This is a genomic window from Paenibacillus cellulositrophicus, from assembly GCF_009363095.1.
Classification (GTDB): domain Bacteria; phylum Bacillota; class Bacilli; order Paenibacillales; family Paenibacillaceae; genus Paenibacillus_AQ; species Paenibacillus_AQ favisporus.
In genome coordinates, this window is sequence record NZ_CP045296.1 from 816,606 (window position 1) to 830,607 (window position 14,002).

Annotated in this window: 14 protein-coding genes; 11 read left to right on the forward strand and 3 right to left on the reverse strand. The window is 48.6% G+C overall.

The genetic code is table 11. The features are described from left to right. Positions 1-405: 405 nt before the first annotated feature. Entirely contained in the window at positions 406-1,281 is an 876-nt protein-coding gene (locus GCU45_RS33325; RefSeq protein WP_152404511.1) for an NAD(P)-dependent oxidoreductase, read from the reverse strand. Between the two features lie 154 nt (positions 1,282-1,435). On the opposite strand from GCU45_RS33325, the gene GCU45_RS33330 reads away from it, so the two are divergent. After that, positions 1,436-2,293, forward strand: coding sequence for a LysR family transcriptional regulator (locus tag GCU45_RS33330; RefSeq protein ID WP_152404513.1), 858 nt, complete (start codon positions 1,436-1,438; stop codon positions 2,291-2,293). A 102-nt stretch (positions 2,294-2,395) separates the two neighbouring features. Here the strand turns inward: GCU45_RS33330 and GCU45_RS33335 are convergent, their stop codons facing one another. Further along, complete coding sequence (locus GCU45_RS33335; protein ID WP_152404515.1) at positions 2,396-2,950, reverse strand: TetR/AcrR family transcriptional regulator; 555 nt, start codon at positions 2,948-2,950, stop codon at positions 2,396-2,398. Positions 2,951-3,110: 160 nt separating this feature from the next. Between GCU45_RS33335 and GCU45_RS33340 the strand changes: the two genes are divergently transcribed. From GCU45_RS33340 to GCU45_RS33365, 6 genes are all read left to right on the forward strand, one after another. Continuing rightward, a complete protein-coding gene (locus GCU45_RS33340) occupies positions 3,111-4,049 on the forward strand; it encodes a ketopantoate reductase family protein (protein WP_152404517.1) in 939 nt (312 codons plus the stop codon). 139 nt (positions 4,050-4,188) lie between these two features. Further along, positions 4,189-4,770, forward strand: a complete 582-nt coding sequence (locus GCU45_RS33345) for a dihydrofolate reductase family protein (RefSeq protein WP_152404518.1) — start codon at positions 4,189-4,191, stop codon at positions 4,768-4,770. Between the two features lie 77 nt (positions 4,771-4,847). Then, positions 4,848-5,531 carry a response regulator transcription factor gene (locus tag GCU45_RS33350; protein ID WP_152404520.1) on the forward strand — a complete coding sequence of 228 codons (684 nt, stop codon included), beginning with the start codon at positions 4,848-4,850 and terminating at the stop codon, positions 5,529-5,531. Beyond that, the gene (locus tag GCU45_RS33355) at positions 5,528-7,387 is read left to right on the forward strand and encodes a sensor histidine kinase (RefSeq protein ID WP_152404523.1); all 1,860 of its coding nucleotides are present in this window, start codon (positions 5,528-5,530) and stop codon (positions 7,385-7,387) included. The genes GCU45_RS33350 and GCU45_RS33355 overlap by 4 nt, the downstream gene beginning before the upstream one ends. 192 nt (positions 7,388-7,579) lie before the next feature. After that, on the forward strand, positions 7,580-8,257 hold the full coding sequence (locus GCU45_RS33360) for a GDSL-type esterase/lipase family protein (protein WP_152404524.1): 678 nt from the start codon (positions 7,580-7,582) through the stop codon (positions 8,255-8,257). Next, positions 8,254-9,387 carry an acyltransferase family protein gene (locus tag GCU45_RS33365; protein ID WP_152404526.1) on the forward strand — a complete coding sequence of 378 codons (1,134 nt, stop codon included), beginning with the start codon at positions 8,254-8,256 and terminating at the stop codon, positions 9,385-9,387. Before GCU45_RS33360 ends, GCU45_RS33365 begins: the two co-directional genes overlap by 4 nt. Before the next feature lie 77 nt (positions 9,388-9,464). On the opposite strand, the gene GCU45_RS33370 is transcribed toward GCU45_RS33365, so the two are convergent. Next, positions 9,465-10,541 carry a GntR family transcriptional regulator gene (locus tag GCU45_RS33370; RefSeq protein WP_152404528.1) on the reverse strand — a complete coding sequence of 359 codons (1,077 nt, stop codon included), beginning with the start codon at positions 10,539-10,541 and terminating at the stop codon, positions 9,465-9,467. A 203-nt stretch (positions 10,542-10,744) separates the two neighbouring features. On the opposite strand from GCU45_RS33370, the gene GCU45_RS33375 reads away from it, so the two are divergent. The 4 genes from GCU45_RS33375 to GCU45_RS33390 all read left to right on the forward strand — a co-directional run bounded on the left by GCU45_RS33375 (position 10,745) and on the right by GCU45_RS33390 (position 13,932). Then, a complete protein-coding gene (locus GCU45_RS33375; RefSeq protein WP_152404530.1) occupies positions 10,745-11,461 on the forward strand; it encodes a MerR family DNA-binding transcriptional regulator in 717 nt (238 codons plus the stop codon). Between the two features lie 118 nt (positions 11,462-11,579). Further along, positions 11,580-12,317, forward strand: a complete 738-nt coding sequence (locus tag GCU45_RS33380) for an SDR family oxidoreductase (RefSeq protein WP_152404533.1) — start codon at positions 11,580-11,582, stop codon at positions 12,315-12,317. Positions 12,318-12,526: 209 nt separating this feature from the next. Next, positions 12,527-13,441, forward strand: coding sequence for a tetratricopeptide repeat protein (locus GCU45_RS33385; protein WP_152404535.1), 915 nt, complete (start codon positions 12,527-12,529; stop codon positions 13,439-13,441). A 59-nt stretch (positions 13,442-13,500) separates the two neighbouring features. After that, positions 13,501-13,932 (forward strand): SRPBCC family protein, encoded by a 432-nt coding sequence (locus GCU45_RS33390; RefSeq protein ID WP_152404537.1) that lies wholly within the window; start codon positions 13,501-13,503, stop codon positions 13,930-13,932. The last annotated feature ends 70 nt before the right edge of the window (positions 13,933-14,002 follow it).

Below are 14,002 nucleotides of genomic sequence, written 5' to 3' on the forward strand. Positions count from 1 at the left end.
AGAAGGGTATCATGGCTATTCTCCTTTTACGGCAGCAAAAAAGCTCCCATGGAACTACAGATCCACGGAAGCTTGTATCTTCGGTACTGAGGAGCGCTAAGGGGCGGCTGCCTTCGACCAAAGTGCTGCTTGTTGTGCTGATGTTCTGAAGTGGGAGGCAGGAGAAAGGCGCAGCGAATCAAAGCTCTGCTGATTGATAGAACGTCAAAGATGGCGATTTCCTGCTCTCGTATGCGATTACGCTTGCACTTCAGAACGACCAGTGAGGAGCATATCCTGTCGATTCCCCTTTTTCTTTACCGATTGTAAGTGTACATATTCTATCACGCCGAATTTCTGTAGACAATATGACTTATGTGTTGATTAAAATAAAATTTCATTTGAACTCGAGGGTATCCGTTTGCCTCATTCATTGCCCGTCCGAAGAACTTTAATGACCGCAGCAAGCTCTTCGTTTTCGTATCCGGCTTGTATCGCCTTTTCGTATAATCCCTTGGCGAAATTGGGGAAATCCGGATTGATCCTTGCTTCGCGCGCCTGCTTTGCCCATAACTCTGCCGTTGACATGCAGGTTTTGACCGAGCTTTGAGGCTGATCATAAGTCTCCGACTGAATCACTTCTCCTTCATGCTTGATCATTTGCCCGAAAACAGGGGAGATGTCGGCTATCATAGAACCGAACGTATCGACCCGGTGGCCTTCGGATTCAAGAATGCGCGCGCCGTGAAAGAAGCCGAACATCGAGCCGAACATCGTGGAAAGGGCCGCCAAATCCCATGCAGAGGCGGATCCAACCGATTCGCCCAGATATATCAGGTTTCCGGCTAATACTCTCAGAACTGGCTCACTTCGCTGGTATGCGCTTTCCGAACCTGACAGGAATATAGGTGTATCAGGCATTCCTATCTGAGGAGGTGTTGCCATAATGGCACCATCCAGATAATCGGCACCCTGCTCTTGTGTCCACGCCTCGCTGTTCCTTGCGTCTTGGGGAGTCCCCGTGCTGAGTTCCACCAATAATTTACCGTCCATTCTAGCGGCGACTTCCTCTGATCCCAAAATGCTCCGCGATATCTCATAGGTTGCCACGCATACGATAATGATTGGGCTGGCATTCACAGCAAGTGCGGCATCGGGTTCAAAAACCGCTCCTTCCTGAACGAGAGCCTCTGCCTTCTCGCTTGTCCGGTTCCAGACCGTCACCTTCTTGCCGCTGCGCAGCAAGGTCCGGGCTAACGCTGAACCCATAGGACCCGCCCCAATAACCGTTATATCACTCATGTTTGTTGATTCCTCCCCGTGTATTCTGCCGTAGTTTCGTGTGTAGTAACGTCCCTCGGCTCTTTCATTGTAAGGCAGGATCGATTTGGCGTATAATGATTGAAAATCATGCAAGCATCATTATTATTGATACCGAAATGAGGGTTGGTCGTACATGGAGCTATCGGATCTGAAGGTGTTTCTGGCCATCGCAGAAGAACGGAACATTTCCCGGGCTGCCGAACGATTGGGCTACGTACAATCGAATGTGACGGCAAGGATTCGCAAGTTGGAAGAAGAGCTAGGTCTCCCCTTATTTTACAGACATCCTAAAGGTGTATCGTTGACCGATAAAGGAGTGACCTTCAGTGAATACGCGAAGAACATTCTGAATTTGTCGGAAGAAGCGGTGCAAGTCGTTAAAGAAACGGAATTTCCTAGCGGACCGCTTGCGATCGGTGTGGTTGACAGTGTAACTTGTCTGGATTTCATGGATACCTTGGCTGAATTTCAACGTCGGTATCCCGATGTTTCGCTGTCCATTTGGTCCGGGACGTCATCGGATCTTCTGACTAAAGTGCTGGACCATCAATTGGATGGAGCGTTCGTGATCGGCGAATTTGACTCTCCGCACCTGGTATCTGAACATATCCAGCGCGAAGAGTTAACTTTGGTAACCTCGTCACATATGCGCGGGTTCCCGGATTTGTCACTGACGAGATGGGCCGTGTCGCCGGCAGGCTGTCCATTCAGGCGGGCATTGGAGGCCTGGCTGCGAAGCGAGGGAGTTTCTTTCGATAACATCATCGAATTCAGCTCGCTGGAGACGCTGATCGGATGCGTACGCTCCGGACTTGCTGCCACGCTGCTGCCGGCTTCCGTCTTAGCAGGGGACTATTCAGCATTCGGTTCATTCCCGATTCCGGAACAGTACAGGTATACGCAGACCTGCCTTATCCGCCGCAAAGATCGTTATTCCAGCAAAGCGTTCGTTGCATTCTCCAAATTAATAGTTGATTCCATGGCTGTGTAATGATGGAGTGGAAAAAATCAGACAGCGTCTTTATAGGAGGTACACACGAAGAGCCGCCAATCAGGCGGCTTTTTTGCTGCTTGTATGCGTGTCTGGTTTGCATCAGGAAACCGTCGGCAGATGCTGTTCCAGCAGCATCACCAATTGCTTAACCATCTCTTCTGGCGGATACGGCATCGAATTTACGATCCACCATTCCACCAGACCCGTGATTGCAGCTGCCACGAATTGTACCGTGATCTCCCAATTCGCTCCATGCGGAAGGCCATAAGTTTGAACCTGCTCCTCGACACCCCTAGTGATGAAAGCCATCATTTGGCCTCTGAACGCGTGGGTTCCTTTTCTTGTCAACAACGTTTCGTAGATGTGCGCATGCCGTTCCAAATATTCAAACGTTTCAAGCAGCGGGCCATCGGACGCAAACAAGGTTGTGTCTTTTCCAGGCATACAGGTCTCGTACAATTGCTTCAAGTAGCTGTCGATACACTGATCCAGCAAGTCGTATTTGTCGGCATAGTGCAAATAAATGGTCCCCCGGTTCACATTGGCCCGATCTGCAATTTCGTTGATCGTAATATGCTCGATTTTTTTCTCCTCCAATAATTCGACGAAGGCTTTGAGTATCGCTTCCCGAGTTTTTGCAATCCGTCTATCCATCGTTTCTCCTTTTTTGAACACTCGATAGGTGTTTGTTGATTTATCGACAAAAGCAAGAACATTACCGATTGATGCAGCTTTATCGCCTTGATATGCTAAGTCTAATCAACATTTGTTGATAAATCAATATTTGTTAAAATCGTGGAGCGGAGGAGTATTTATGAACATATTGGTTTACGGGGCAGGCGTCTTAGGCAGCTACTTGGCGCACGTACTGGTGCGCGGAGGCCATGATGTGACTGTATTGGCCAGAGGCAAGCGGGCGGAGGAACTGGAGCAGAGCGGCCTCGTCATCCGCCACTATTTTCAGCGCAAAACGACGTTCGATCGGATCCGGGTTATTCGTAAATTGGACGCTGAGGAAGGCTTCGATCTCATCTTTGTCGTCATGACCTATCCGGATTTTCCATCCGTGCTGCCTATACTGGCTGCGAATCAGAGCCGTCATATCGTTCTGGTAGGAAATAATGCGGAATCCAGCAAGATGCAGCATGAATTACAGCAAATGAGCCGGACCGATAAACAGGTCGCCTTTGGTTTTCAAATTAGCGCAGGCCGGAGGGAAAACGGACGCATCGTCTGCATCCGCGCAGGCGGACAAATGGTACTGGGCGGGATTGACGGGTCGGTTTCTTTTCGGCCATTGCTGGAAAAAGCATTCGAAAGCACCAAATACAAGTTGGTGTTTCACGAGGATATGGACGCTTGGCTAAAGAGCCACATCGTTCCCATTTTGGCGATGAATGCGGCCTTGTTTGCCAAAGGCGGAAGGCTGCAAGAAATAGCCAAGGATAAAGAAATACGTACGCAAATCATTGCGGCGATCGATGAAGGATTCGGTGTGCTTGAAGCCTTGGGATATACGATTACGCCTGCCAGTCAAGCAGCATTTTTCCGCAACCATAAACGGACGGCCAGCCTGGCGCTGAAAATTTACCACAGCGTGCCGGTAGCCCGATTGGTGGACGGATCTTTCGAGGAAATCGCCGCCTTTTTCGAAGCGTTCGGCGATTGGAAGCGTAATGCGGGTATACCTACTCCCCGGTTGGACGATCTCGAAAAACAGTTTTTTAGCAGTAATAAAGCCGAGAGCCGCTAGGTAGCGAGTCTGTTAACCAACATCCGAAGCCCCAGCAATTGGCCGAACGGGAGAATGAGCAATTGGTGAGAAACGTGCTCCTACGATCACTGATATAATGCATTTAAATACAACGCTTTTATAGGAGGTTGTTATTGATATGGGTGAAATCATTCTTACCATGCAGGTCTCGCTGGTTGGCATTGTGTCGGACGAGCATCTATGGATGACGCTGAGCGAGGAAATTCTCAAAGATTATCTGTATTATTATCAGACGATCGACACGATCATCGTCGGCAAAAACTCTTATGCCTCATTGGCCGAATACTGGCAGCAGGCGGAGAACTCATCCGATGCATTGGAGCAGGCCATTGCCAAAAAGATGAACGACATTCCTAAACTGGTGGTATCGCACTCCGATGTGGAATTAACCTGGAGAAACTCGGGATTAATGCTGGTGAAAGACGAGCACTCCCTTGCTGAAGAACTCCAAGCCCGAAAGAAAGCCGTGCAGCGAATTTCAGTGGAAAGCGGCGTGAAGACGTGGCAAACCTTTATCGAGCATGGGCTTTACGACAAATTATGGCTGCTGGTTCATCCGGTCGTTGCCTCACAAGGCGAGCAATTATTCGCTTTGGCTGGACAGCGGCAATCGCTGCAGTTGACGCAAACCAAAACCTACTCCAACGGAGTCGTTGGATTACAGTATCAGGCGGCAAATCAATCAGGACAACCTTTCTAGGAAGGTTGTCTTGTTTTATGGGCTTCGTTTACAATAAGATTTTATGAACTAAGAAATGCGAAGCCGGGAGAGATTCCATGCAAGAAACGATATTAATCGCCGAAGACGAAGCCATTTTGAGGGAAATTGCCAAAGATTATTTTACGAATGAGGGGTATGAAGTGCTGGAGGCTGCTGATGGGGAAGAAGCCCTGCATCTATTCCAAACGAACGATCCTGCGCTAATTATTCTGGATATCATGCTGCCTGAGTTGGATGGATGGTCGGTATGCCGGTGGATCCGCAAAACGTCAAATGTTCCGATCATCATGCTGACGGCCCGGTCGGATGAAGAGGATACACTGCTCGGATTTGAGCTGGGTGCTGATGATTACGTAACCAAGCCCTACAGCCCGCCTATTTTGATGGCTAGAGCGAAACGGCTGCTCGACAGCCGTCGCCGGCTACCGGTCAACGCGGTCCATCAGAGCTTGTCGCTTGGCGGCATTAGCCTGAATCTCACTTCAAGATCCGCCGCCGTTGACGGCAGAACACTTCACTTGACGTTTACGGAATATGAAATTTTAGCCCTGCTGATGAAAAACCCCGGAATGGTCATCACCAGGGAACAATTCATCGCCAAAATATGGGGGTATGAAGATGCAGGGGACGACCGGACCTTGAATACCCATATCCGCAATTTGCGCATCAAGCTCGGCGATAAGTCAAGTTTGATCACAACCATTCTTCGGATCGGCTACAAATTCGAGGATCCGGCATGAGGACGAGGATCGTCTTTAAGTTATTTTTGCTTACGGCCGCGCTGTGCATGCTGATTTTGGGTGCGGTCGTCATAGGACAGACGGTATTTTTTAAACAGTTTTACGCGAACCAGAAGGTAAAGGAAACGGTTAAATCCATCCGGAATTTCGCCAATGAATATGAGCAAACGCCGGGTAGTGAAAAAGCCATACTGCAGCTGGAGCAGAAGTTCTACGACCAGTACCATGTATGGATCACCCCGCTCGATCGATACGGAAACATGCATCAAGCGAACGACTTTGCGATGGAAGTCAAACTGGACTCTTCCCAAGAGCACCCGGAGCTCTCGAACAAAGAAATCAGGGTACCCCTCTACCATCTAGTCAACCAGGAGGAGATACTTGGCGGGGAAACTCCCCAATTAGCACCGGGAATGCGAATTAGCATGTACGGTGTCGTCAAGGATTCCGCGCTGATTCCTTACATCATCGGAAAAACCGGAATTTTCCCTCCCGGCACGCTAGGCGCATTAACCCCTGCACAGCTGGAAGGGGTCAAAGGGCAGCCCTTTTGGGAAAACCGGCAGCTTGAGGAGCAGGTGAACCAGTATCTTCATGAGAAGTCCTCCGGCACTGCGGGAACTTCACCGGTAACGATGATCATCGGGACCGTCCAAGCCGTTCATGTACCGCAGGATAGTTACACATCTCTGTCGTATCTTGCTCCCCAATCTTTCTTTATGGAGCGGGCCCGGGCTTTTCAGGCCGATCTCCTGTTAAACCCTGGCATAGCGGACGAACCATCCTTGCAGATTACCGACGATCACCAGAACGATATTCCCTATAAGCGGGTCGTCCTGCGGGTGAAGGATTCGGTAGGCGGAGAGGGGTATCTGTTCGCTATGGTATCCCTGCAGCCTGTAGACGATGCGCTGAATATGGTCAAGGCTTATTACGGTTATGTCCTCGGTTTTGCCATCGTGCTGATTCTGTTTGCGTCCTACTATTACTCAAGAAAAATTGCAGGTCCCTTACTGCAGATCAACCGGGTTACTGAAAAAATTGCAAACCTGAATTTTTCCGAGAAGGTTCCTGTCTTGTCCAGAGACGAAATCGGCGATTTGGCCAAAAATATCAACACACTGTCAGACGCCTTGCATTCCCGTATTGAACAGCTGAAACAGGACATCGAAAAAGAAAAGAAGCTGGAAAACACACGCAAAGAATTCATCTCGAGCGTGTCCCATGAGCTAAAAAACCCGCTCAGCGTGATGAAAAGCTGCCTCTCCGCCGTGAAGGATGGCATAGCCCGGCACAAGAACGATTACTACATGGCAGCGTTGGAGAAGGAAGTGGACCGCATGAATTTGCTGGTCGTGGATATGCTCGAGCTGGCTAAATTCGAATCCGGCACCTACCAAATGAAGGGGGAGCCGTTTTACATTGATGAAGCCATTCACGATGCGTGCGGGCTGCTGATGCTGGATATAGAGAATAAACATTTGGATTTGATGATTCAAGTCGACCAAGCGAGCGTATGGGGCAACCGTCAACGGATCGAGCAGGTGCTTGCCAATTTTCTGACGAATGCCATTCGGTATTCACCGGAAAACCAGTCGATCCATATTTCGGCCAGAGAAGAAGGAGAGGCTGTTAAAGTCAGCGTAGAGAACAAAGGTGCCAGAATCCCTGAAGACCAGCTGGATAAAATCTGGGATCGCTTTTACCGGGGAGATGCTGCACGGAAGCGGTCGGATGGAGGAACGGGACTCGGACTAGCCATTTGCAAAAATATTCTGGAGCTCCACGGCTCCCGTTATGGCGCCATGAACACGGAGGATGGCGTCCTGTTTTTCTTTTACCTACACAAGGCTTGATGAAATCTTAACCATTTCTCGCAAGAAACCGCCTTGTTCTGCATGATGCAGGACGGGCGTTTTTTTCTGTCCAGATAGGAAAAACCATTCTTTAGCTCTTGTTGATTTCATCTTTACCTGATCTTGATATGGGTCTTTTATGCTGTCTTACGAACACAAATAAAAGAACTGAAATCAAGGAGGTCCTTCATTATGAAGACTAAAATGGGGTTTATTCTGCTGGCCGGGGCGATGGCTTGTTCCATATCGGCTTGCAGCCCGGGAGTAAATGGCAGCGCGGTGTCGACAGATACATCAAGTTCGGTGAATGATCATCAAGCGAGCACCGAAGCAAAAACTGCGCGGTCGGCGTTTGCCTCCAGTATGTTCATCGGGGATTCGTTTGTGGAAAAGGTCGCTAAATGGTTGGACAAAAATCAAACCATCGCCAATGCGGGAGCAACCGCCCAATTTGCCATTGAAGACGTGGATCAAATCGCCGCAAGGCAGCCGATGCATGTGTTCATCATGCTTGGATCCAATGACCTGCTCATGCCGGTAGACGATCCTATCGCCAATTCCATGAACCATTATGCCAAGCTGATCGAGGGGATTCGTAAAGCCGTACCGAATGTGAACATCCACGTCCTATCGGTTACGCCAGTGACGGACCAAGTATTAAAAGAAGAACCGCGTTACAAACAAATCCCGGACTACAATCGTTCGCTGAAACAGATGGCCGCCAATGAAAAAGTTGACTATATCGACTTGTCATCCATTTTCCAGATGGGTGCGGATCTTCATGCCGAAGATGGCGTTCATTTCAAGGATGAGTTTTATACGCTGTTTCTTCAAAAAGCGGAAGCCCATCTTATCATACCCGAGTCATGAGTAATCCGGGACAAGCTCACTATATCCCCGGTCTGGATGGGATCAGAGCGCTGGCTGTATGTGCAGTCATTGCTTACCATCTGAATTTGGGGTGGTTTCCCGGCGGTTTTTTAGGTGTCGGCATCTTCTTCGTGCTCTCCGGATATTTGATTACGGATCTGCTCATCCGGCTGTGGGAAGGAACCGGGCGAATCGACCTGTGGAATTTTTGGGTCCGGCGCGCCCGGAGGCTGCTTCCCGCCATGTGCTCGGTACTGCTCATCGTGATCGTCTGGCTCGTCTTATTTCAAACCTCGCGTTTGGCCGAATTGTGGGGCGATATTGCAGCGTCCTTGCTGTATGTAACCAATTGGTGGTTTATCGTTAACGACACAGCGTACTTCTCGCGGTTCAGTACAGCTTCGCCGCTCATGCATTTCTGGTCTTTAGCCGTTGAAGAACAGTTTTATCTGGTCTGGCCGGTTATGCTCATGCTGGGACTCCGCTTCGTTACCAACCGCAAAATATTGTTCGCGCTGATTCTTATAAGCGCTTTGGCTTCAGCCTTGGCCATGTACTTCCTCTACGTACCGGGGCTGCTGGATACGAGCAGGGTGTATTTTGGAACGGACACGCGTGCGTTCTCGTTGTTGATTGGAGCCGGACTTGCTTTGTGCCGGCCCGCTGGTAATCCGGGCAAGGAGGGAAAGGGAAGAACTGGACTGCCGATAATCGCAATGGATTTTACGGGATTTGTTGGACTAGCTATTTTAATTTGGATGATCTGCGGGACAAGCCAATATGAACCCTTCCTGTACCAAGGCGGGATGGTACTGCAAAGTACAGCCACAGCAGCGGTCATCGCCGCGGCCGTTCAGCCCTCCACATGGATAGGGCGCTGCCTAAGCTGGAAGCCGCTTCGCTGGCTGGGTATTCGTTCCTATGGAATTTATCTGTGGCATTACCCGATACTCTTGCTTACATTTACAGGACAGGAACGGTCTTTCCTTCAAACAGCCGTGCAAATAACTGCTGTTCTGGTCATCGCAGCGATATCATGGACGTACCTGGAAAAACCCATTCGCTATGGGTATAGCATCTGGAGTAGACAACGAGGAAATACAGACAAACGATCTTCCATAGAATCCTAGAGTTTAAAGTCAAAAAACAACAACCCTGCTATAACGCATTCGGGTTGTTGTTTTATTAGGAGTCGGCCGCGGCAAGGCTACAGCTTTTTGACCGATTCGCGTATGACAAGCTGAGTGGACAGCAAGATCTTTTTGTAACTGTTGGGCGTTTCACTACTGCTGTTCTCGAACAGAAGCTTTGCCCCCTCGTAGCCAAGTTCCTCAAAATTCTGCTTCACGGTGCTCAGCGATACTTTGGCGTATTTGGCGCTTTCGATGTCGTCGAAGCCCATGATGGATACTTGCTCGGGAATTTTGATTCCCCGTTTGGTTAGCTGCCCGATCATTTCAAGAGCCCGCCGGTCGTTCACGCAGAAGAGTGCAGTTAGCTCGCCTTGTTGAATTTGTCTGCATAGCTTCGTATAGTCCAAATCCCGCTCCAGGTATAACAGTTCGTCAGCCGGGGCAAGGGAGGCATGTGTCATGGCATTCCGGTACCCGTTGAACCGGTCAACCTCGGTGCTCAAATGAAAATCATAAGCCGCAAATCCGATTTTCCGATGACCTTGGGCAATCAAATACTCCACAGCTTCGTAAGCGCCGTCATGGTTGTTGCACGTAATGCAATTGACGGGATAACCTGCAGGAATACGATCGAGCATGACAAAGGGAATCGACTGTCGACGAATCTCGTTCAGATATCCCTTGGCCAACTCCGGATGCGCTGAATAAATAAGCAGCCCCCGGTTCTCGGATTGGATCAGCTTTTGAATGACCTCACGTTCCTGATCCACGTCGTTTTCCACAAATTCAATGATGAGCCTGCAGTCCTGCTGGTTTACGAACGACTGAATCCCTTTAATGATCTGCATATACGAAGCGTCATACATTTCGTTGCCGGAAATCATAAATGTGACGTAACTGGATGTTTTATGTACAGAAACGGCCGGATCGGCGACAAAGCTCCCTTTTCCCCGAATGCGGTAAATGACTCCTTCATTGACCAGCTCCGCCAGCGCCTTTCGCACCGTGATCGAGCTGACGTCAAGCAGTTTGGAAAACTCGGATTCGCTCGGAATTCGGTCATGGGTGCCAAGCTCTTTATTTTCTATTTGCAAAAGCACATAATCCTTCACTAACTGGTACTTGGGCAATGTTGAGTCGTTCTTGCTCATGTAGGTTCACCTCTTATAGACATATCTCTAATTATATCGTACATCGGGGTAAAATATATGGTTCTGCACTGCAAGGCTTGAAACAAGTTGCGACAGATACCGAATGCATGCTGATATCCCAACTTTCCTTGTAGGTCTGGCTCGTAATTCTTATAATATGGTTACTGTAGTTTAAGGTTTTACATTAAGGAAAGGGACCGTCCATGGACAAAAACTACTCGCCGAAGCAGATGGCCACGAGACTTCATGTCAGCACCACCACCTTGCGGAGATATGAAGAACTTGATTTGGTGCCGGATGTGCCTCGCACAGCCAGTAATCGAAGATATTACACGCCGCTGCATGTACAAGCTTTCATTGCTTTACGCGCCTTAATCAAAGGATTCGAAATACCGGTCAGTTACGATGTCATGAGTTTGCTAAAAAAAGGGCATGTCGAACAGGCACTATGGACAATCAATCTCCATCAATACCATATTCAAGTAGAGAAACAACGCGTGGAAGAAATCATGGGCCTGATCCAGAAAACCGATTTTTCCAAGTACAGAAATATACATGTAACGGAAGAAATGAAAATCGGGGAAGTGGCCGCGATTGCTGGTGTAAACCCCTCCGCCATCCGCCATTGGGAAAAGGAGGGGCTCATTCGCTCCAAACGGAACCCGGAAAACGGGTATCGGGTCTTTACGTCAGGGGAATTAAAGAAGATCATCGTACTGAGCAGTCTAAGGAAAACCGTGTATTTTATTGAAAATATGAAGCAGCTGCTTGCCGCTTTAGAGACATCTGATCTCGCTGCGATTGAACGCTCTTTCAAAGTGGCACTGCAAAAGCTGAATGAGCAGTTGAAAAACCAAATGAACGGCATATCCGAAATGATGAGATACATTGAGCTCCATTCCTTCTTCGAAGAGAAATAGGCAAGAATTGAATAGGTATGTTCTAACGATGCCCAACCACCTTTTCCTATAATGAGTACATAAGGTCGGGCACGGGAGAAACGGCACGGCCAATACATTCTAAAGGAGAGAAACGGATATGAGTTTGAATGGAAAAGTTGCCATCGTTACTGGAGCATCGAGAGGGATCGGGAGACAAATTGCGTTACAATTGGCAGATGCCGGCGCGAAGGTCGTCGTGAATTACTCCTCCAATGAGGCAAAAGCGGTTGAGGTGGTACAGGCGATTGAGCAGGCCGGCGGCGAAGCGGCTGCCATCCGCGCCAATGTTGGCCGTTTGAATGAAGTCGAAGCGCTTTTCACGGAGACGCTGGAGCGGTTTGGACGCCTGGACATTCTGGTCAACAATGCCGGGATCATGGGACTGGCACCAATCGCGGAAGTGACGGAAGAAATGTTTGACCGGCATTTCGATATCAACGTGAAAGGAACGTACTTCGCTTGTCAGCAAGCGAACTTGCATATGGCGCAAGGCGGGACGATCATCAATTTTTCAACTTCGGTTGCAGGAGCCATGCTCCCGGGTTACAGCATATACGCGGCAACCAAGGGTGCCGTAGAGCAGATCACCCGTCAATTGGCCAAAGAATTCGGCCCTAAAGGAATCACGATTAACACCATTGCCCCCGGACAAGTAGCAACTGATCTGTTCTTGAACGGAAAATCCGAGGAACTGATCGATTCCTTTCGCCGCATGAACGCCTTCGGTCGACTTGGAGAAGTGGAGGACATTGCGAATGCGGTCGAGCTGCTGGTCAGTGACAAAGCACGGTGGATTACGGGACAGACAATTCGCGTTAACGGCGGTTTCAACTGAACAATGATGAGTCATCCGCGCTAGAGGATGGACTTGGCGATTAAAGCTTCCGGCTACGGGAGCTTTTTCCTTGTTTGGCTATATTTAGTTCATTCTATCTTTAATCATTTTTTATCTTGTCACAAAGGAATATAGAGCATAACATTTTTGTGTAGCGGCTGATATGCTGCATGATGTCTATTACCTAAGCCCAAAGGAGAAATCACTGTTTGAATACGAATCAAAAGGCCATCGCGTGCCTAGAACAAAACAAATACGATGAAGCGCTATCGCTTTTCAAACAAGCTGTAGAAGAGTCACGGGACGTTCAGTCTTTGACCAATCTTGCGTGGATCTATGTGCATGAAGAGGAAGATCACGAGGCAGCCTTGGCATTGCTCCAAGAGGTCGTCGCTAAGAAACCGGGATCATATTTTCCATATAATTTGTTGGGTGAGGTTTATGTCGTCATGAAAAAGTGGCGGGAAGCATCGGATATGCTGGCCCGATCCTTGGCGATTCAGCCTTCGGAGGAAGCGTACAATAACCTGGCGATCGCGAAATATCATTTGGGAGATATTCAGAGCGCTGCCGACTATTTTCAGCGTAGTGCTCAGCCCTCTGATTATGCGATGCACAGCCACATTAAGTGCTTGATTGAACTGGGAAGAACGGAGGAAGCTAAAGCGAAACTGGATGCCTTTTCCGAAGAAGACGAAGAATTTGTCGGCCAGGTCGAAATGGCGGAATTGTATGTTGAATTGGGCTGTTTTGAGCAGGCTGTTGAATGGTTTGAAAAAGGATGGAAGTTATACTGGAAGATACCCGAGTGGATCAGCCGCTTTGTGTACGCTTTACTGAAAATCAATGATGCAAGGCGCGCACATGAAATCCTTGATGAAGTCATTCAGCAAAAAGCTGAGGAAATCCGCGAGGCGGACAAAGACGTGTTTGACGACGATTGGACGGAGGATGAGAAGGCCGAGTATATTCAGAAACTGGCTGAGGAACAGATGGCGTATGAGGGGCTGCTCCAGCGTATTACAAGAGGCTATATTCCTCCCATGAAATACGATACTTCCTTGCGGTCCAGCTGTTACTTGTTCGGATGCGAGCGCCATCAACATCCCGAGTATCATGAATGAAATGAGAAATCAGGCTATAATGATGTGGACAAACTCCAAAATGAAAGGAAATGGGACGCATGAACAACGTTACCAAAATGAAGATCGGCAAACCGGTCAGTGAAGTGTTTGAAGCTTTCGTTGATCCAGCTAAAATAGGGAATTTCTGGTTTACTTCAAGCTCTGAAAGATGGGAACAAGGCAAAATGATTACATTAAGATACGACGAATACGATGCTCGGGGCGATATCAAGATCATGGAAATCAAAGAAAACCAAAAAATCGTGTTTCAATGGGGCGCCGATGGAGAAGGGCATGAAGTTACCATTACGATTGCTGAATCGGGGATTTCCGAAAGTATCGTCGAGGTGACGGAAGAAGGGTTTAACGAAAACGAGCAGGACTGGATACGTCAATTCGTGGATAATAAAGAAGGATGGGTCTATATGTTGACTTGTTTAAAAGGGTATTTGGAATTTGGCGTTCAATTGAGAGCCTCCCTGATCAAATAGTTAGCCAAATGCTTGCATAGCCGCCGATATTGTTGAAATAGAAACAAAATCTCCATATAATAGGGTCATG